This window comes from Hathewaya histolytica, assembly GCF_901482605.1.
GTDB lineage: Bacteria > Bacillota > Clostridia > Clostridiales > Clostridiaceae > Hathewaya > Hathewaya histolytica.
Genome location: NZ_LR590481.1, coordinates 1981056 through 2000487 on the forward strand (window position 1 = coordinate 1981056; position 19432 = coordinate 2000487).

Here is a 19432-nt window from a genome sequence, read left to right on the forward strand (position 1 = left end):
TCCTCTCAAAAAATTAAATTTGTATATCTATATTATTAAAATAAGTGATTAGCTCTTTTACAATTTCATCTTGTTCATCTAATTTTATAGCTTTTTCCATATATTCTTTGGCTTTTTCTATATTTTTTAAATTAATATAGCACATAACTATATTTGTACATATCTCAATATTCTTGCAAGCTTCAAAAGCTTTTTCAAAATAATCTACAGCTCTATTAAATTCACCTAAACTTGCGTAATTTATTCCATATTCGTTTAAAACTTCGATAAGAGCATCATCTATAGTTGCAGCCTCATTTAGATAATAAATAGCTTTTTCAAAATTCCCTAAATTTCTATATGAAACTGCTATATAATAATATATATTAGCAGTTTCACCATAATAATCGATTAATGGAATTAGATATTTCAATGCCTCTTCAGGGTTTTCTGTTGAAAGTTTCTTTCCTTTATTAAACTGATTAATACTAATTAAATTCTCTTTAAGTTCAATAACTTCTTCCGTCTCTTTACCGCCTTTTTCTAAGTATGTATGAATTGAAACTAAGGCTTTTTCAAATTCCTTTACATCTCTATAAGCCATAGCCTCATAAAAGTACGGTAGTGAATAATTCGGTATATTTTTTGCCGAATCTATTATATAAAACTCTTCCTCTCTATAATCTTCATCCAAGGAAATTAGCTCTTGAAGAAGTAAGAAAGCCTTGTTATAAACTTCTTCAGAGTTTTCTATTTTTAAAAGTCCCTTAATAAAAATATAAGCTTCTTCATACTTTTTATCTTTTACTTCCATAAAAATTCTATTTTTTATAAAATCTACACTACCATTTAAAGTATTTAAAATTTCAATATATTCATTTTTAAATCGAAACTCTTCATCTGCACCTAATACATAACACATACCTTCAATAAAAGCTGATACTGGTATGTTATCCACCTTTTCACCTTTATTTATTTTTTCTATAATTGTTGTAGCTTTTATTGGCGCATATATATCCTCTTTTATATAATATTCTCCTAAATAATTATTCTTTTTTAATTGTAAAAATAAAAGTTTTGAAAGACCTTCATTAACTTTTGACTTTATATCCATACTAATTCCTTTCTATAATAACAATTTATATATAAATTTTAAAAAACAAGTTTTAAAAGCTAATCTATAATTTTATTATAAATTAGCTTTAGTTTCTATAATATTTTACATCATATTTTTAATTACTTCTACAACTTTTAATTTTAATTGATTTATTTTACATTTTGCGTCATCTAAATTTTCACCTTTTACTGAAAAATATATTTTTAATTTAGGCTCAGTACCGGATGGCCTAATCACAAAGGAACAATTATCTTCTAAAATAAATTTTAAAACATTAGAATATGGTAGATTTATTTTTTCTATATTATTATTGTCGTAATAAATTCTTTCCCCTGTATTATAGTCCTCTAATATTTTAACCTGAAATTTTCCTTTTATTAAATTAATATTCTCTCTAAAATTAGTCATTATATTTTTAATATTATTCTTTCCAGCAATAGTTTCAAAATTAAAATATACAAGTTCCTCTTTATAATATCCATATTTATTATAAACCTCTTGAAGAACATCTATCAAGTTTTTTCCTTTTTCTTTATAATATAATATCATCTCTAATATACTAATACATCCAATTACTCCATCCTTATCCTTAACAAAATTTCCTCTTAAATATCCTAAACTCTCTTCAAATCCTAATATAAACTTGCACTCTTTATTCTTTTCTAACTCTTCAACCTTTTCACCTATATACTTGAATCCTGTTAAAGTTTCTATAACTTTAGTATTTTTATAGCCCTTTGCAATTTCTTTGACCAAATCTGTAGTAACTATAGTTTTTATAATAAACTTTTTCATGTCTTCTTTTAACTTACAATCTCTCTCCAAAATATAATATACTAATAAAACTCCAAGTTCATTTCCAGTAAAATATCTATATTTATCTTCACATAATACAGCTATGCCAACTCTATCACAATCAGGATCTGTCAATATAAGTACATCACTAAGATTTTCCTTGGATAATTCCCAAACTAAATTATAGAGTTCTTTCTCTTCAGGATTTGGATAAGTAACTAAAGGAAAATCTCCATCTGGTTCGTCTAAAACAGCCTTGACATTTTCAAATCCACATTCTTTTAATACCCTCTTCACCATTTTTGAGCCAGCTCCATATAAGGGTGAATATATTATCCTTACATCTTTAGCATAATTAAGAATTTCTTTATCTATTATAAGGGATTTTACGTCCTTAATATATTCCTCTATTACTTCCTCTTGTATAAAAGAAACTTTTTCATCTATAGAAGAAACTTTTTTTATATAATCAAAAGATGTTACCTTACGTATATACTCTCTAATTTTATTAGCCTTATCCTCAGTTATTTGACCTCCAAATCCATTATAAATTTTATAACCATTATATTCCTTAGGATTGTGAGAAGCTGTAATAACAATACCACCATCTAACCCAAGTTTAGTAATAACATAGGACAATAGTGGTGTTGGTGTAGGCTCTTCAAATATTTTAACTTTTATATTGTTTCCTAGAAAAACTTTGCTTGCAATTTCTGCAAAATACTTAGAATTGTTCCTAGTATCGTAAGCAATAGCAACTTCTTTTTTTTCACTAGACTTACTATTTAAATAATCAGAATATCCCTGAGTTATAAGTTCGATAGTATACTCATTTATTCTATTAGTACCATAATCCATTATACCCCTTACCCCTCCAGTACCAAAGGTAAGTTCATCACAAAATCTATCCCTCAATTCTGATTCTGTAAAATTATTAATTTTTATTTTAACTTCCTTACTTACATAATTAGAATTCATCCAGTTATTGTATCTATTCTTCCAGTTCATATAAATCCCCCATAATATTACTCTATAATACTTTATATGAATAACAATCACTTTTGGTACTTATAACTAAAAAAGAAAACATCTAAATTCAAAAGATGTTTTCTTTAATAATAAATTACCATATTAATATATCTAGTCCATATATTCCTGCATTAGCTTAAATTATTCTGTTGCTATTTCTTCTTCTTCCTCTTTTTCATCAAGTGCAAAACTATTATGAGTAACTGTTGCTATTACAGAGTTTAAAGGTTCTATAAAAGTTAAATCTTCACCTAATTCTAAATCACTTATTCTAAATATATCTCCAGTATCAAAATTAGATAAGTCAACTTCTATACTTTGAGGTACTACATCTGCTTTGCATTCTACCTTTAATGAATCTTTTTCTTTTTGGAGGATCCCTCCTTTGCTACTTACACGACCTTCTCCTATAAATTGTAGTGGGACTTCTGTTATAATCTTTTGGTCTAAAGATATGTTTTCAAAGTCCACATGTAAAATTCTATTATTTAGTGGTTCTCTTTGAACCTCTTTAATCAAAACCTTTTTATTTTCCCCTTCTACTATTACATCAATTATACTATGTTCTCCATGTTTTCTTATGCTATTATTAAGCTCCAATTCGCCAACCTCAAACATATAATTATTAAATTCTTTTCCATATAATACTCCTGGAATCCTACCATTCTTTCTTTCCTTTTTAGCATATTTACTACATCTTTTCTCTCTTTTATTTATAATTAAATTTTCCATAGTAATTCCTCCCAAAAGAATTATTTTATTTAAATTCTTAACAAAAGAGAGTAAGTTTATTCACTTTTACAATAAATCATTTAATTACTTTTATTTTTTATAATAATAGAAAGAATAGTTGTAATTTTTATTCAATTTCAACTTAATGCATTATTTAAAGTATTTTAGAGTAAATCAAAGTTATATAAATTTAATTTACTTCATTTGATATTTATGATAATATATTAAAGCATATTTATAGATTTTATATTATACATATGCAATATAATAATAGTTTTTGTTATATATTCCTAAAATATGTATTTACTTTGTAGTTGATTTTAAATAATTGATAATTTATAATAGTTATTGGTTAATCTTAGGGATAGAGTAAAAATATTTAAAAAGGTGGGTGTTGTTAGTGTACAAGCTAAATCAAATGGAAACTCCATTATTTGATGCTTTAATGGAGTATGTTAATAGGGAAACTCTTCCTTTTCATGTTCCTGGTCATAAAAAAGGTATAGGAATAGACGAAGAGTTTAAAAATTTTATAGGACCAAACCCTTTTAAGATTGATGTAACTGTTTTTAAGTTAGTTGATAGTTTACATCATCCAACAGGACCAATAAAAAAAGCTCAAGAATTAGCTGCAGATGCTTATGGTTCAGATGCATGTTTCTTCTCAATACATGGTACATCTGGTGCTATACAAGCAATGATAATGTCTGTAGTAGGAGACGGGGATAAAATAATTATACCAAGAAATGTACATAAATCGGTTACGGCTGGTATTATATTAAGTGGAGCAATCCCAGTCTATATGCAACCAGAACTTGATAAGAGATTAGGTATAGCTCATGGTGTTACACCTGAAACTGTTAAAGTAGCTTTAGATGCTAATCCAGATGCAAAAGCAGTTTTAATTATAAATCCAACCTATTACGGTGTAGCAACTGATATAAAAGAGATAGCAGAAATTGTTCATAACTATGATATACCACTTATAGTAGATGAAGCTCACGGACCTCACTTAAAATTTAATGATAAATTACCTGTAAGTGCTATTGAAGCTGGAGCAGATATCTGTGCTCAATCAACTCATAAAATAATAGGTGCAATGACTCAAGGTTCTCTTCTACAAGTTAGATCAGAAAGAGTTTCTGTTGCTCGAGTAAAACAAATGTTAAGTTTACTTCAAACAACATCACCTTCATATATACTTATGGCATCTTTAGATTGTGCTAGAAGACAAATAGTTGTTAATGGAAAAGAATTGTTAGACAAAACTATAGAACTTGCTAGTTATGTTAGAAGTGAAATTAATAAAATTCCTGGATTCTATTGTTTTGGTGAAGAAGTTTTAGGAAAACCTGGTGCATATGCTTTTGACCCAACTAAAATAACTATTACATGTAGAGATCTTGGAATTACTGGATATGAATTAGATATGATTTTATCTGAAAAGTATCATATTCAAATGGAATTATCCGATTTTTACAGTGTTTTAGCTGTTGGTTCTTTCGGTGATACTAAAGAAGGAATGGATAAATTATTAACTTCTTTAAAAGAAATTAGTAACGAATACTACGGAAAAGGAAAAGCAATTGCTGATTTCTTAGATATCCCTGCAATTCCAGAACAAATTAAAAAACCTCGTGAGGCATTTAACAGTACTACAGAATCAATAAGCATAATGGAGAGTATTGGTAGAATTAGTGCTGAATTCTTAATGGCTTACCCTCCAGGAATCCCAGTATTATGTCCTGGTGAAATTATAACTAAAGATGTAGTAGAATATGTTTTAGAACTTAAAAAAGTTGGTTTATATGTTCAAGGAACAGAAGACCCAACTGTTGAAAATATAAAAGTTGTTATAGAATAATAAAAAATCCCCTTATGGGGATTTTTTATTATTCTATCTTATAATTTTAGTTCTTATTCCTATATTATCTTTTTCTACATTTTTAAGATGTCTTTCATACTGAGATTTATTCATATAGAGAACAGGTTCGTAGGTATTAAGTATTTTAATAAAGTACAACATAGTATACTCAAGTTTATTTAGAAGATTCATATTATCACTTCTCAATTTAACTTTAAATTTTTTCTTATACTTTTTTAATTTATCATATAGATCATTGTATAGATGTTTTCCCGTAAGTAGATGTCTTATTTTCATAAAGTTTTTAACCAGAACTTCCATATATTCATCATAAATAGAATTTACAAACTTATCATTTATACCTCCATCTCTAGCTGTAATCTCCTTAGACTTATCTAAAAGATTTTTCATCAGTTCATTATTTTCTTTTCTTAATTTATAAAATTCTTTTATGATATTTTCTAATTCTAAGCCTTCTCCTTCCTTAAAAATACCTTCTTTATATAATATAAGGAAAGCTTGCTTTATATCTTGTAGATCCTGTTCATCCTTCCTTAAATCACCTTCAACCTTTAATGCTCTATTTAAAGCTATCTTGCTTTCATCATCACATAACACTTCTGCAAAATATGAGAGGTTAACGAGATCTTTTACTATATCTTCATCTTCTACCTTTTTATTATCAGAATCTAAAAAAACACCCCCTGCTACTCCTCCAGAAATACCTGCCAAAAACTTTTTATAAAATATAACTTCTTTATATAATTTCCCTTTAACTTCTAGAGGTGCCGAAACTTTTATTTTCTCACCGAATTTTGCATATTTTTTAAATTCCTTATGTTGGTCCTTTGAAGCCAATTCATAAAACCCCATTTTCTACCTCCTGTTAGTGTCTCTGTTTTATAGATTATTATACTAAAAATATTTAAATAATGAAAGATTCATTGTTATTTATTTTTTTAATTTTCTAACTAATATTTAAGGCTATATAAAATGCACTTAATCTCTAAGTTCAATTTTCTAATAGATTAAGTGCAATTTTAATTAAAATCATTTTTTAAACTTTAATGCCTATCTAAATATTTTTACATTATTTAGATTTATATATTATACTATCATCTATATCACTTATAGATTTACAGCCTGTAAGAATCATAGCTGATTTTAATTCTCCTTTTATCTTATCTAAGTAAGATTTTACCCCCTCAATGCCACCTCCAAAAGAACTCCAAACAAATGGTCTTCCGATGAGTACCGCATCTGCACCTAGTGCTATAAATTTTAATACATCTACCCCAGTCCTAACTCCACCATCAGCAAAAATTTTCACTTTTCCTTTTACTGCTTTTGCGATTTCAGGCAATACTTCTGCTACACCTGGTGTATGGTCTAAAACTCTTCCTCCATGATTAGATACAACTATGGCATCTGCCCCTGCCTTTACAGCTAACTTAGCCTCATCTGGAGTCATTATTCCTTTTATAATAAAGGGAAGCTTTGTACTATTTATAATTTCTTTTATTTCTTCTAAGTTTTTAGGCATAACTGGTTTACCATGTAATGCAAGTGTTATAAGTCCACAAGCATCTATATCCATCCCTACTGCAAAAACTCCTGCTTGTTCTGCCGTTTTTATCTTCTTTATAACACTACTATTTTCCCAAGGTTTTATAAATGCTATTCCTCTACCTTTTCTTTTCTTTAATTCTTCTAAATTAGTAACTAAGAATGAGTCTACTGCAGTATCTCCTACCATTGGATATACCCCTGATTGAAGACATCCATCTATGACCCAGGATATGTAATCTTCCTCTTTAAATTTCCCTCCCATATTTAATATCGTGCCGGATACAGGAGCTGCAAATACAGGTATACTCATATTCCTTCCAAAAAGTTTTAATTCCATATTAGGATCCTTAGCATCATGTATTGTTCTCATATTCAATTTAACCTTAGCTAGACTTTCAACATTATTTTTAAATGATGAAGCTGTTCCAAGCCCCCCCATACCAGGTACCTCCCCTGAACAGGCTACACCGTTACATATTTTACAAACCTTACAACTTCCATTTAAATTTTCCCTAGCAGTATTTAATGTTTCTTTATAATCCATATATAACCCCTCCTAAAATTGTTACCTATATATTAATTATATATTGTTTAACTTTTATGCATCTCGTACTCTTTAAAAAACTCCTCTAAATTCTCCTCAGTAAATACCTTAATTCCATTTTGAGAAAGAAGTTCTGCCGTTACACCATTACCTCTAATCTTATCACCATTAAACTCTCCATTATATATTCTTCCATATCCACAAGAGGGACTTTTGCTCTTCAAAATTGCAAATTCACATTTATTTTCTTTTGCAATCTCTAAAGCTTTGTATGCTCCTTTTAAGAATTCTTCTGTAGAATCCTCTCCTTTTTTAGATTTTATCCTTGCCTTTCCCTCTAGAACATCTTTTCCTGTACCATTAATAATTTCATTTGGTTCTCTTGGGGTAGGTTTTCCTCCAAGTTCTTCTGGACAAGCTAAAACAAAGTCATGATTTTTTAAAAATTCTCTTAGCTGTTCGCTAAGAGAATTTTTCCCATCATACCTGCAATTAACACCAAATAAGCAAGCACTAACTAGTATCATTTAAATTTTACCTCTCATTCATTTTACCTCTCTATTTTAACACTGCTATGGTTACGCCTATACCACCTTCTCCATATTCTCCTAATCTATATGATTTAACATGATTATGGGTTTTTAACATATTTTGAACAGATTTTCTTAATATACCTGTTCCCTTACCGTGTATTATAGAAACTTCTCCCAGTCCACCTAAATATGCTTCATCTAGATATTTATCCACAGTAAACAAGGCTTCTTCTGAATCCATACCTCTTAAATCTACTGAACTTGATACAGATCTCATCCTAAGTTTTGCTTCTCTCTTAGCAGCCTTTTTATTCTCTTTTATATTAACATTACCCTCTATAGATTTTAGTTCCTCTAACTTTACACTTACTTTCATTATTCCTGCTTGAACTAGCACTTCGCCTTTATTATCTGGTTTTGTAAGTACAGTAACTTTTTGATTTAACCTAATTAATGTTACTTCATCACCTATGGTTACATCTTTTAAATTACCTTTTTCTCTTTCTTTTCCTCTAACAGTTTCAAGCTTATTTAATCTATCCTTTACTCTAGTTCTCTCATTTTCCAACCTATTTCTAGCATCTTTAAGATCAGTAGATGTTTCCAATCTTCTTACTTCTTTTAAAACATCTTCTACTTCTGCTTTTGCATCTTTTATAAGCCTTTTTGCCTCAACTTTGGCTTCTTGTATAGTTTTTTCTCTTACATTTTCAAGCTTAAATAATTTTTCCTCATATTTTTCCTTTAATCTTACAGATTCTTCCTTTAGTATTTCCCTCTCTCTTGCATATTTCTCAGCTAGAATATTTTTTTCTTGAAGACTTTGTATAAGGCTTTCAAACTCTATATTATTTTCAGAAATATTGTTTTTTGCTGAATGAATAATATATTCTTGTAATCCTAAACGCTTAGATATCTCAAAAGCATTAGACTTCCCTGGCACCCCTATTAAAAGTTTATATGTAGGTCTTAAAGTCTCTACATCAAATTCCACGGAAGCATTTTCTACATTAATAGTTTTAAGTGCATATGCCTTTATTTCACTATAGTGAGTTGTTGCTAATATCTTTGATTTTCTTTTTCTTAATTCCTCTAAAATACTTACTGCTAAAGCTGCCCCTTCTGTAGGGTCAGTACCTGCTCCAAGTTCATCAAACAAAACTAGAGATTTATGGTCAGCCTTATCAATTATCTTAACTATGTTAGTCATATGAGAAGAAAAAGTTGATAGATTTTGCTCTATGCTTTGTTCATCACCTATATCTGCAAAAATCTCTTCAAAATACCCCACTATGGAATTTTCCCTTGCTGGAATAAGTATACCACTTAAAGCCATAATTTGTATAAGTCCTAAAGTTTTTAAGGTAACAGTTTTACCACCTGTATTAGGTCCTGTAATTATTAAGGATGTAAATTCTTTTCCTAGGTAAATACTGTTTGCAACTACTTTATCTCTTTCAATTAGAGGATGCCTCCCCTCTATAATATCTATTATTCCATCTTCATTAACTACAGGCTTAATCCCATCTATACTACTAGAATATTTAGCCTTTCCAAATATAAAATCCAATTCAAAAATAATACTAGCATTATTTTTAACTACCTTTATATTGTTATAAATCTCTCTTGATAACTCAGCCAATATCCTATCAATTTCCGCTTTTTCTTTTAATTTTAACTCTCTTATTTCATTATTTAAATTTACAAGTCCCATTGGTTCAATAAATAAAGTTGCCCCTGAAGAACTTTGATCGTGAACTATCCCTGGCACCTGACCTTTATTTTCTGATTTTACTGGTATTACATACCTATCTCCTCTTATAGTATATAGAGATTCTTGAAGATAGTTTGAGTATTGTCTAACCATTGAATTAACTCTATCTTTAATAGAATTATTTTTTTCTTTTAATGATTTTCTAATACTAAATAATTTTTCACTGGCTCTATCACTAATTTCTTCTTCGCTTATTATAGCGTTAAATATTTTATCTTCTATCCTTTTTAAAGGAACAATGCCACTACATATATCTTCTAAAATCTTATAACCTTCTTCCTCTTCTTTATGAGAAATATACTCTATAAAATTCCTAGAACTTTTTAACATTTGAGCAACTTTAAGAATAGAATCAGCCATTAAACTTGCACCTTTTTCTACCCTAATCAAGTCTTCTCTAATATCATATATGCCTTCGAAAGGTGGATTACCCTTTTTTATTATAAGTTGAAGTGCCTCTTCTGTTTCTTTTAAATGTTCTTTTACTTCATATATATTATTATATGGTTCTAATTTCTCTAATAAGTCTTTTCCCGCACCAGTGTGAATATATCTTTTTATTTCTTCTTTAATTTTATAAAATTCTAAAACCTTAAGTCCTTTTTTATTCATACTAAAACCACCTTTATAAATTTTTATCTACTCTACACCTCTTTTATAATGGCCTTTAGTGTAATTAAATGAAGGTAACTCCTCTCCTCTTCCTAAGAAATAGTTTAACACCTTTACGCATTCATTAAAACTTTCATCAGTAAAGTCTATTCTATAATTTTTAATTCCCATGTTAAATATTTCTTCTTTATTATCTATTAAGTTAGTTGTGGAGCTATTATATATATAACTCCTGCAAAATTTATCTGTACTAACTAAAAACTCTTCATTTTTTCTATCTTTAAGATAGAATCTTCCATCTCTACAACTTTCATTACAAGAGCTTTTATTGGTCTTATTTCCGTAGAAAGCTCCTATAGGGCAGTATTCACTTATCATAAGCTCATACTTTCCATATAACACAATTCCCAAATTATTATGTGATGGTGCTTTCTTAAAAGTATCTTTTATCTCTTTTTTATTTAATTCTGCACTAATATAAATTAAATCCTGATTCTCTAAAAACTTATAAGAATATGAGTTAAATAAGTTGGCTTTATAATCTAATAAAACCAAGGTTCTTTCCTTGAACTTATTTATTAATCCAAAATTTGAAGTTATAATCCCCTTTATCTTAGGCATGAATCTCTCTATAACTCCACATACGTATTTCCATTCCCTATCCTTTGTAATGTTAGGAACTTTTAAAAATATTTTTTTGTCAATCTTATCTAAGCCTATATTATTAAACTTATTAAATACATTAACTCCAATATCTTCTATACCCAATTGCACACAAGCTTTATATTGATCTAAATCATTTACACAAACCAATAAAGGAATAGATTGATTTTCCTTTCCTTTAAAACTTTTTTCTTTATACACCTGTTCCATATCTAATTTATTTTCAATGATATTTACCGGTTGTAAATTCTTCTCTATGTTTTCTATTAGTTCACGTCTAATATCATTAATATTAGATAGACTTAAAAAACCATCCTCAAAATCCTTAAAAATAATTTCTTTTATTTCAAAAGCCGTATTTCCCGTTTTTCTTAAGTTGTTAACTATTTTATCTTTATGTAAGGGCTTATTTAAAGCTTTTTGTACCTTCTCACCATTAATTTCAAATTCCTTATTCATAAAATTACATTTTAAATTTATAGGATATCCTATCTTAAAACTAACTTCTATATCTAAGGAATATTTTCTATATATATTTTTATGATAATTACTTAATCTTTCTAAAAGCTCATTGTCTGAAGTTTTATATAGGTTATCACCCTTTTTATATTTATTTGGCTTAAGCTTTACCTTATCACCAAGTTTTGCTGTTTTAACCTCACATCCGTCCTTAATTATTGCAGATACGATGAATCCATCCTCTCCAGCCCTTATACCATCCTTTATGTCTAATTTTTCTTTTAATATTATGCTCTTATCATTTTCTACTTTGCCTAAGTAAATACCTGTATTTTTAGGAAAATTAAAAGCCATCATATCCTTACCAGAATTACCAAATAAATATGCTTTAGAAAAGCCTTCTCTATTGAAAAGTTGACTTAAAATTTTCTTTTCTTCCTGTTTCGGAGTTTCTAAATTGTTATAATATTCATCTATAGCTTTTCTATATGCCTTAACAACGCCTGCCACATATTCTGGTCTTTTCATTCTTCCTTCTATCTTTAAAGATGATGCACCACTACTTATAATTTCTTTTATATTCTCTATAGTACATATATCCTTAGGACTCATTATATATCCTTCTTTTTCTATATTCTTAGTTTTATTTATAAGCTTAAAAGGCATTCTACAAGTTTGAGCACATCTTCCCCTATTACCACTTCTTCCACCTATTATACTGCTCATAAGACATTGTCCAGAATATGATATACATAAAGCACCATGTATAAATATTTCTGTTTCAATTCCTAAATCCTCAGATATATATTTTATTTCGTCTAAAGATAATTCTCTTGAAAGTACTATTCTACTAAATCCTTTTTCCTTAAAAAATAAAGCACCTTCACCATTATGTATAGTCATTTGTGTTGATGCATGTATTTCCAATCCTTTTATGTGGTTCTTAATTAAATATGCCAGACCTAAATCTTGGATTATTACGGCATCAACATTTATATTATATAAAAAATTAGCGTATTCTAAAGCTTCTGTTACCTCACCTTCTTTTAAAAGAGTATTTATAGTAACATAAACTTTTACTCCGTAAAAATGACAATAGTCAACGGCTGATTTCATATTTTCATCATTAAAATTTGTAGCATAGGCTCTAGCTGAAAATTTATCTCCACCTAAATAAACAGCATCGGCACCACTTTGCACTGCGGCTTTTAAACTTTCCATAGTTCCTGCTGGTGCTAATAACTCAATTTTCTTCATAAATATTTTTCTCCTAGTCTCCCTTGTCTATAATACACTATTATACACCAAATCTACTGTTAATAAAATAAAAGTACAGTTTTAACTGTACTTTTAAGATTATATACTATTCTTTTTAAACGGTTCTTTTCGTACTCTTTCTTTAGCTAAATAAATCTGATTTTCTTGCAGTCTTTGTTCTAAATCTAACACTTTATATCTATATGTTTGTAGATTGAATTTTGCATCTTTGCTACTTTGTTTAAGCATTTTTATTTGTAGTAGTTGATCCTTTGATTGATTCTCTAATATATAATTTTTTTTCTTTAAAAGTTCATTTTGAGATTTTAAAGACTCTATTTCTTCCTTACTCTCAATTGCTACCTTTGATTTTAATGATTTAATATCTTCTTCTTTTTCATTAAGATCTTTATGTAGTAACTCATTGCTTTGTTGCAATTTATCCTTCGTTTCTTTTAAATCTTTATTCTTATTATTTAAAACATCATTCTTATCTTTAAGCTCATTAATAGTTAAATTGAGATTTTTATTCTGTTCATCCATTTCAGAAACTTGTTTTTGTAATTCTTGAACTTTTTCTTGCAATCCACTATTTTGCAACTTAATATTGTTAATAACTTTTTCTAAATCATTTTTATCTTTCTCAATAATATTAAGTTTTGCACTAAAGCTTTTACCTTCTTCTCTCAAGGAGGCTATGATTTCCTGTAATGCGTTATTTTCTTCTCTAATATCGAGATTTTGTTTCATAATTTCATTATACTTTTCTAAAATCTTATTAACTTCTTCTTCTTTTTTGTTTAACTTTTCTTCTAATCCTGATTGTTCTGCTTTAAATTTAAAAAGATCGTCTACTACATTTAATGCTGCAAGTATAGCTGCATTACTAGTTCCCAGCTTGGGATTGTTCTCTTTTACAGCTTTAACTTTTTCATCTACATATTCAGCTACTTTATATAAATATTCTGGTTGTTCAGAACCTTTTAATGAGTATTCAAAATCGTCAATTTTAACTGATATAATGTTCATAGAAACACCCCATATATGCATTATTAACATATATTCTAACATATAACTAACATATATTAAACTATAAAATAACATTTATGATGCAATTATACTTTAACAAAATAAAAATAACTCTATAATTTAGTAACTATTTAATCAAGTTCTCTCGAATTTGTATTAATTTGCTACTTTATAGAGTTATTTAAATTTTTATTTTTTAATTATGCATATTGCTATCTTAATTCTGCACCTAACTTATGCTCTAAGGCCCTAACTATTTTATTATGAACCTTATTTACTTCTGCATCTGTAAGTGTTTTTTCAGGTACTCTATAACTTAGAGCATATGCAATACTCTTCTTATCTTCTGGAATTTGTTTACCTTTATAAATATCAAATAATTCTATGCTTTCTAATAGATTACCGCCTGCTTTAGTAATAGTATCTTGTATTTCTTGCACTAGAACTTCATCCTGTACAAAAATAGCTATATCCCTAGTTACTGCTGGGAACTTAGGAAGTGGGGTATAACTCTTATCTTCCTTCCAATTTTTAAGTAGAATATCTATATTTAATTCTGCAATGTATGCCTTTTCGTCCACTTCATAATTTTCGCATACATCAGGATGTACCTCTCCAATAACTCCCACATATTCTTTTTGAACATATAGCGCTGCAGTCTTTCCTGGGTGGAAACTTGGATTCTCACTCTCTCTTTTAAAAGAAATTTTTTCTATTCCTAGTTCTTGTAACAATTCTTCCACTATTCCTTTTAAATTTAAATAATCTACATCACCATACATTCCTATAGTTAATATATTATTTTCTTTTGGAAGTTTTTCTTCTTCTTTATTTTTTAAGTATACTTTACCAACTTCAAATAATCTTACTATTCCATTACTTCTTGAATAGTTTCTACTTAAAGATTCCATAATTGAGCTTATTGTAGTAGTTCTCATTATACTAAAGTCTTCCCCTAATGGATTCTTAATTCTAACCGCATCTCTAAGTTCACTATCTTCCGGTAAAAGAATTTTATTAAACACTTTCGGGCTGATAAAAGAATAACTTATTGATTGATTTAATCCTAAAGAAATTAAAGAGTTTTTAAGTTTATCTTCAAATAATTGTTTTTTACTTTTACCACCTTTTAAAGTTTCACAATGAGGAATTGTAGCATTTATATTGTTATATCCATATATTCTTGCAATTTCTTCTGCTATATCTTCTTTTATATTTAAATCACATCTAAAAGTAGGAACTTCACTTAACAAAATATTATCCTTTACTTCTGTTTTTATATCTAAAGAATTTAATATATTTGACATTTCCTCTTTAGATATTTCTGTACCTAAAAATTCATTTATCCAATTATAGTCAACTGATAGTGAATGAGCTACCTTTTTTTCATTATATACATCTATAACCCCTGAAACAACTTTTCCGGCACCTAATTCTTCTATCAAATGACAAGCCCTTTGTATGGCTAATTCTGTATTATTAGGATCTAGTTCTTTTTCAAATTTCCCTGATGCTTCTGTTCTTAGACCTAATTTTGATGATATTTTTCTAATAGTCACTGGATCAAAACTTGCACATTCTAAAATTATCTCATTTGTATCTTCCTTAACTTCAGAATCAATTCCTCCCATAATGCCTGCTATAGCAAGAATTCTATTCTCATCTTTTATACATAATGTTTCCTTGCTTATTTCTCTTTCTATCCCATCTAAAGTTGTAATTTTTTCGTTCTCTAAAGCTTTTTCTATGCGGATTTTACCAGTTTTAATATCTCTTCTATCAAAAGCATGCATTGGTTGACCTAATTCTACCATTACAAAATTAGTTATATCTACTATGTTATTTATAGGTCTTATACCTGCATCTAACAATCTTTCTTGCATCCATTCAGGAGATGGCTCTATTTTAACATCTTTTATATACTTACTCATATATCTTTTACACTTATCATCTCTAACTTCTACAGAAATTATATCATTAATATCACAAGATACGTCCTCTGTATATGATAACTTAGGAAAACTATATACACTTCCTAATGTAGCAGCTGTTTCCCTTGCCATTCCAATCATACTTAAGCAATCAGGTCTATTTGATGTAATTTCAAAATCAAGTATTATACTTTGAAGCCCTAATACATCCTTTATATCTTTTCCTAGTGGCGTATTTTCTGGGAGAATCATTATTCCTTCAATTACCTTACCATCTGCAATGCCAAGTTCTTCTTCTGAACAAAACATCCCATTAGAAACTTCTCCCCTTAACTTCCCTTTCTTAATCTTCATTCCACCATGAAGAGTAGAACCATGTAATGCCACTGGAATGATGTCATTTTCTTTCATATTGGTTGCAGCAGTTACTATTTGTATATTTTCCTTCTCACCTATATTAACTTGGCAAATTGAAAGTTTATCAGCATCTGGATGCTTTCTAATCTCTTCTATTTTTCCTGTAACAACCTTATCTATTTCTGCTCCTGACACAATTATTTCTTCCAATTTAGAACCACTTAAAGTTAATCTATCCCCTAATTCCTTTGCAGAAATATCTATATCAACATAATCTTTTAACCATTTAAAAGGTATTTTCATAATTAAACCTCCTGTATTATCATTTTAAGTTATATTTTATTTATTAAAATTGATTTAAAAATCTCATATCACTTTCGTATAAAAGTCTTATATCATCTATCTCGTAATTTTGCATAACCATTCTATCAAGTCCAAATCCAAAAGCAAATCCGCTATATATTTCTGGATCAATACCACAATTTTTTAGTACCTCTGGATGAACCATACCACAACCTAGTAACTCTATCCATCCACTTCCTTTACATACCTTACATCCTTTTCCTTCACATACAAAGCATGTAGCATCTACTTCTGCTGATGGTTCTGTAAATGGGAAGTGATGTGGTCTAAATTTAGTTTGCATATTTTCTCCAAACATCTTCTTTGTGAATAACTCCAAAGTACCTTTTAGGTCTGCAAAAGTAATTCTCTTATCTATAACAAGACCTTCGATTTGATAAAAGATTGGTGAATGTGTAGCATCAGCCGCATCTGAACGATACACTTTTCCAGGTGCTATCATCTTAATTGGAGGTTTTTGATTTTCCATAGTTCTTACTTGTATTGGTGATGTTTGTGTTCTTAACACTAAATTTTCATTTATATAGAAAGTATCTTGTTCTCCTCTTGCTGGATGATCTTTTGGAATATTAAGAGCTTCGAAATTATAATAATCATATTCTACTTCTGGTCCCTCTTCTACTGAAAATCCCATAGAAATAAATATATTTGTAATTTTATCTAGTGTTAGCTCTAAAGGATGTTTTTTACCTATTCCTTTTCTAACACCAGGCATAGAAATGTCTATAACTTCATTTTTAAGTCTTTCCTCTTTCTCCTTATTCTTTATATGGTTAATAGCTTTTGTTAAAACCTCTTCTATGTTTTCCCTTACCTCATTAGCTAGTTTACCAATTTCAGGTCTCTCCTCTTTGGATAGCGCTCCCATACCCCTTAATATTGAAGTTAACTCTCCTTTTTTACCTAAGATCCTAACTCTAATGCTTTCTAATTCTTCTTTTGAACACGCTCTTTGTATTTCTTCCAAAGCCATGATTTTTATAGATTCTAGTTTTTCTCTCATCTTAATCCTCCTTCTAATAAAAAGTCTCTTTTTATTATGTTTTAATTTTTTGCAAAAAAAATAAAACTCCTCCCACAAAGGGACGAGCTTCGTCGCGGTACCACCCTAATTGATTTAATTAAAATTAATTTAAATCCACTTTATCTATATAACGGTAAAAACCGCTAATGACTACTTAATTCACCATTAGTGCTCTAGAGTGAACTTCAATATAAAAAATGTCTAGGCAAACTTTCAGTCTAGGGTCTGCCCTCCCTTTAAGCTTTTTTATATCTACTCTCTCTTTCACAGCCTTTATACTATTAAATTATTAACTATTATATATTCTTTTCTAAAATTTTTCAAATGTATTTTGTCTAAGAACTTCATACATCATTATTCCTGCTGCTACTCCTGCATTTAAAGATTCGGAATCCCCAACCATTGGAAGTTTGGCTTTTATATCACTAATAGAATATATCTCATCACTAATACCATTACCTTCATTCCCAATTACTATTATAGCATTTTCTTTTAAATTTAAACTATAAAAGTTTGTATCTGTATCCAAGGAGCTACTTATTATCTTGAAGCCATTATCTTTTAAGTTAAAGGTAAAACTTAAATCATCATCTCTAATTATAGGTACTTTAAATATAGATCCCATAGTAGACCTTAAGGTTTTTTCATTATATATATCAACAGTACCTTTCGTCAAAATCACACCTAATGCCCCAGTAGCATGAGCAGTTCTAACTATAGTACCAAGGTTACCTGGATCTTGAACTCTATCAACTAATATATAAAAACCTTTATTATCTTTAATGTGTATTTCTTTATTTCTAACTACTGCAAGAACACCCTGTGGAGTTTCAGTATTAGATATAATCCTAAAAACTTCTTTCGTAACTTTATATACTTTAGTATTATTATCTAATAAAGAATTTCTATTTTCCAAAAGTTTTTTCACTTCTTTTTTTTGTAAAGAATCTTCATCAAAAAAAATATATTCTATTTCAAAATTTGAATTAATAGCCTCTTCTGTAAATCTAATACCTTCAACTATGAAGCAATTTTTTTCTTCTCTAAATTTTTTTTCTTTTAATTTTTTTACTTCTTTTATAAGAGAATTATTCTTACTTTCTATAAAATCCAATATCACAGGTAAACTCCTTCTACTCTATACTATTTTCCATCTTTTTCAAATCTTCTATGTTACCTATGGCAATTATAATATCACCGCTATTTATAGTTTCATTTGCAGATGGAGATACATCTACTTCTGATCCTCTTCTTATAGCCATAACATTTATGCCATAATTACTTCTAAGGTTTAATTCTTGTAGACTTTTACCATGCCATTCTTTTGGACTTAAAAACTCTGCTATACTGTAGTCTGGTGATAACTCTATATATTCTAAGATATTAGAAAATACCAAACCATGAGCTACTCTCACTCCCATATCTTTTTCTGGGAATATTACTTTGTTAGCGCCAATTTTTCTTAAAACTTTGGCATGCATTGCATTAGTAGCTTTTGCTACAACCTCTTTTATTCCAAGTTCCTTTAGTAGTATTGTGGCCATTATACTAGCTTGTATATCAGACCCTATGCTTACTATTGCCACATCAAAATTTCTAGCCCCTACTTCTCTTAAAGCCGCTTCATCTGTAACATCTGCCTGTATAGCATGGGTAACATTATCACAAACACTTTGGATACGCTCCTCATCAGCATCAATAACAAGTACGTCATTACCTAAAGCATATAGGGTTTCTGCAACAGATGTACCAAATCTCCCAAGACCTAAGACCACATATTGTTTTTTACTCATAACTCCAC

At 28.7% G+C, this 19432-nt stretch carries 14 protein-coding genes and 1 other annotated feature; of the genes, 1 reads left to right on the forward strand and 13 read right to left on the reverse strand.

Annotation, left to right across the window (positions count from 1 at the left end):
• Positions 1–13: 13 nt before the first annotated feature.
• From FGL08_RS09645 to FGL08_RS09655, 3 genes are all read right to left on the reverse strand, one after another.
• Complete coding sequence (locus FGL08_RS09645) at positions 14–1093, reverse strand: tetratricopeptide repeat protein (RefSeq protein WP_138210587.1); 1080 nt, start codon at positions 1091–1093, stop codon at positions 14–16.
• A gap of 105 nt (positions 1094–1198) precedes the next feature.
• Positions 1199–2899, reverse strand: a complete 1701-nt coding sequence (locus FGL08_RS09650; RefSeq protein WP_138210588.1) for a phospho-sugar mutase — start codon at positions 2897–2899, stop codon at positions 1199–1201.
• Positions 2900–3061: 162 nt separating this feature from the next.
• A complete protein-coding gene (locus FGL08_RS09655) occupies positions 3062–3652 on the reverse strand; it encodes a 50S ribosomal protein L25 (RefSeq protein WP_138210589.1) in 591 nt (196 codons plus the stop codon).
• A gap of 400 nt (positions 3653–4052) precedes the next feature.
• Here FGL08_RS09655 and FGL08_RS09660 point away from each other — a divergent pair, with 400 nt between their 5' ends.
• Positions 4053–5516, forward strand: coding sequence for an aminotransferase class I/II-fold pyridoxal phosphate-dependent enzyme (locus FGL08_RS09660; RefSeq protein ID WP_138210590.1), 1464 nt, complete (start codon positions 4053–4055; stop codon positions 5514–5516).
• Between the two features lie 33 nt (positions 5517–5549).
• Here FGL08_RS09660 and FGL08_RS09665 read toward each other — a convergent pair whose 3' ends face one another.
• The 10 genes from FGL08_RS09665 to FGL08_RS09710 form a co-directional block, all read right to left on the reverse strand.
• The gene (locus FGL08_RS09665) at positions 5550–6389 is read right to left on the reverse strand and encodes a hypothetical protein (protein ID WP_138210591.1); all 840 of its coding nucleotides are present in this window, start codon (positions 6387–6389) and stop codon (positions 5550–5552) included.
• Positions 6390–6606: 217 nt separating this feature from the next.
• A complete protein-coding gene (locus tag FGL08_RS09670; protein WP_138210592.1) occupies positions 6607–7629 on the reverse strand; it encodes an alpha-hydroxy-acid oxidizing protein in 1023 nt (340 codons plus the stop codon).
• 47 nt (positions 7630–7676) lie between these two features.
• Complete coding sequence (locus tag FGL08_RS09675; RefSeq protein ID WP_138210593.1) at positions 7677–8156, reverse strand: 2-thiouracil desulfurase family protein; 480 nt, start codon at positions 8154–8156, stop codon at positions 7677–7679.
• A gap of 31 nt (positions 8157–8187) precedes the next feature.
• Positions 8188–10548 (reverse strand): endonuclease MutS2, encoded by a 2361-nt coding sequence (locus FGL08_RS09680; protein ID WP_138210594.1) that lies wholly within the window; start codon positions 10546–10548, stop codon positions 8188–8190.
• Between the two features lie 27 nt (positions 10549–10575).
• Positions 10576–12927, reverse strand: coding sequence for a U32 family peptidase (locus FGL08_RS09685; RefSeq protein WP_138210595.1), 2352 nt, complete (start codon positions 12925–12927; stop codon positions 10576–10578).
• 99 nt (positions 12928–13026) lie between these two features.
• The gene (locus FGL08_RS09690) at positions 13027–13956 is read right to left on the reverse strand and encodes a cell division protein ZapA (RefSeq protein ID WP_171012039.1); all 930 of its coding nucleotides are present in this window, start codon (positions 13954–13956) and stop codon (positions 13027–13029) included.
• Between the two features lie 212 nt (positions 13957–14168).
• Entirely contained in the window at positions 14169–16547 is a 2379-nt protein-coding gene (pheT, locus tag FGL08_RS09695) for a phenylalanine--tRNA ligase subunit beta (protein ID WP_138210597.1), read from the reverse strand.
• 43 nt (positions 16548–16590) lie between these two features.
• The gene (pheS, locus tag FGL08_RS09700) at positions 16591–17610 is read right to left on the reverse strand and encodes a phenylalanine--tRNA ligase subunit alpha (protein WP_138210598.1); all 1020 of its coding nucleotides are present in this window, start codon (positions 17608–17610) and stop codon (positions 16591–16593) included.
• Between the two features lie 75 nt (positions 17611–17685).
• Positions 17686–17908, reverse strand: a binding site (T-box leader).
• Positions 17909–17941: 33 nt separating this feature from the next.
• Positions 17942–18745: a TrmH family RNA methyltransferase gene (locus FGL08_RS09705; protein WP_138211319.1), complete on the reverse strand. Its 804-nt coding sequence runs from the start codon at positions 18743–18745 to the stop codon at positions 17942–17944.
• A 19-nt stretch (positions 18746–18764) separates the two neighbouring features.
• Complete coding sequence (locus FGL08_RS09710; RefSeq protein WP_138210599.1) at positions 18765–19424, reverse strand: potassium channel family protein; 660 nt, start codon at positions 19422–19424, stop codon at positions 18765–18767.
• Positions 19425–19432: the final 8 nt, after the last annotated feature.

Coding starts and splice junctions, on each gene's coding strand:
- FGL08_RS09650 (WP_138210588.1), bottom strand. CDS start 2,899: ATGAACTGGAAGAATAGATACAATAACTGGATGAATTCTAATTATGTA.
- FGL08_RS09670 (WP_138210592.1), bottom strand. CDS start 7,629: ATGGATTATAAAGAAACATTAAATACTGCTAGGGAAAATTTAAATGGA.
- FGL08_RS09690 (WP_171012039.1), bottom strand. CDS start 13,956: ATGAACATTATATCAGTTAAAATTGACGATTTTGAATACTCATTAAAA.
- FGL08_RS09680 (WP_138210594.1), bottom strand. CDS start 10,548: ATGAATAAAAAAGGACTTAAGGTTTTAGAATTTTATAAAATTAAAGAA.
- FGL08_RS09665 (WP_138210591.1), bottom strand. CDS start 6,389: ATGGGGTTTTATGAATTGGCTTCAAAGGACCAACATAAGGAATTTAAA.
- pheS (WP_138210598.1), bottom strand. CDS start 17,610: ATGAGAGAAAAACTAGAATCTATAAAAATCATGGCTTTGGAAGAAATA.
- FGL08_RS09655 (WP_138210589.1), bottom strand. CDS start 3,652: ATGGAAAATTTAATTATAAATAAAAGAGAGAAAAGATGTAGTAAATAT.
- FGL08_RS09710 (WP_138210599.1), bottom strand. CDS start 19,424: ATGAGTAAAAAACAATATGTGGTCTTAGGTCTTGGGAGATTTGGTACA.
- FGL08_RS09675 (WP_138210593.1), bottom strand. CDS start 8,156: ATGATACTAGTTAGTGCTTGCTTATTTGGTGTTAATTGCAGGTATGAT.
- FGL08_RS09685 (WP_138210595.1), bottom strand. CDS start 12,927: ATGAAGAAAATTGAGTTATTAGCACCAGCAGGAACTATGGAAAGTTTA.
- pheT (WP_138210597.1), bottom strand. CDS start 16,547: ATGAAAATACCTTTTAAATGGTTAAAAGATTATGTTGATATAGATATT.
- FGL08_RS09645 (WP_138210587.1), bottom strand. CDS start 1,093: ATGGATATAAAGTCAAAAGTTAATGAAGGTCTTTCAAAACTTTTATTT.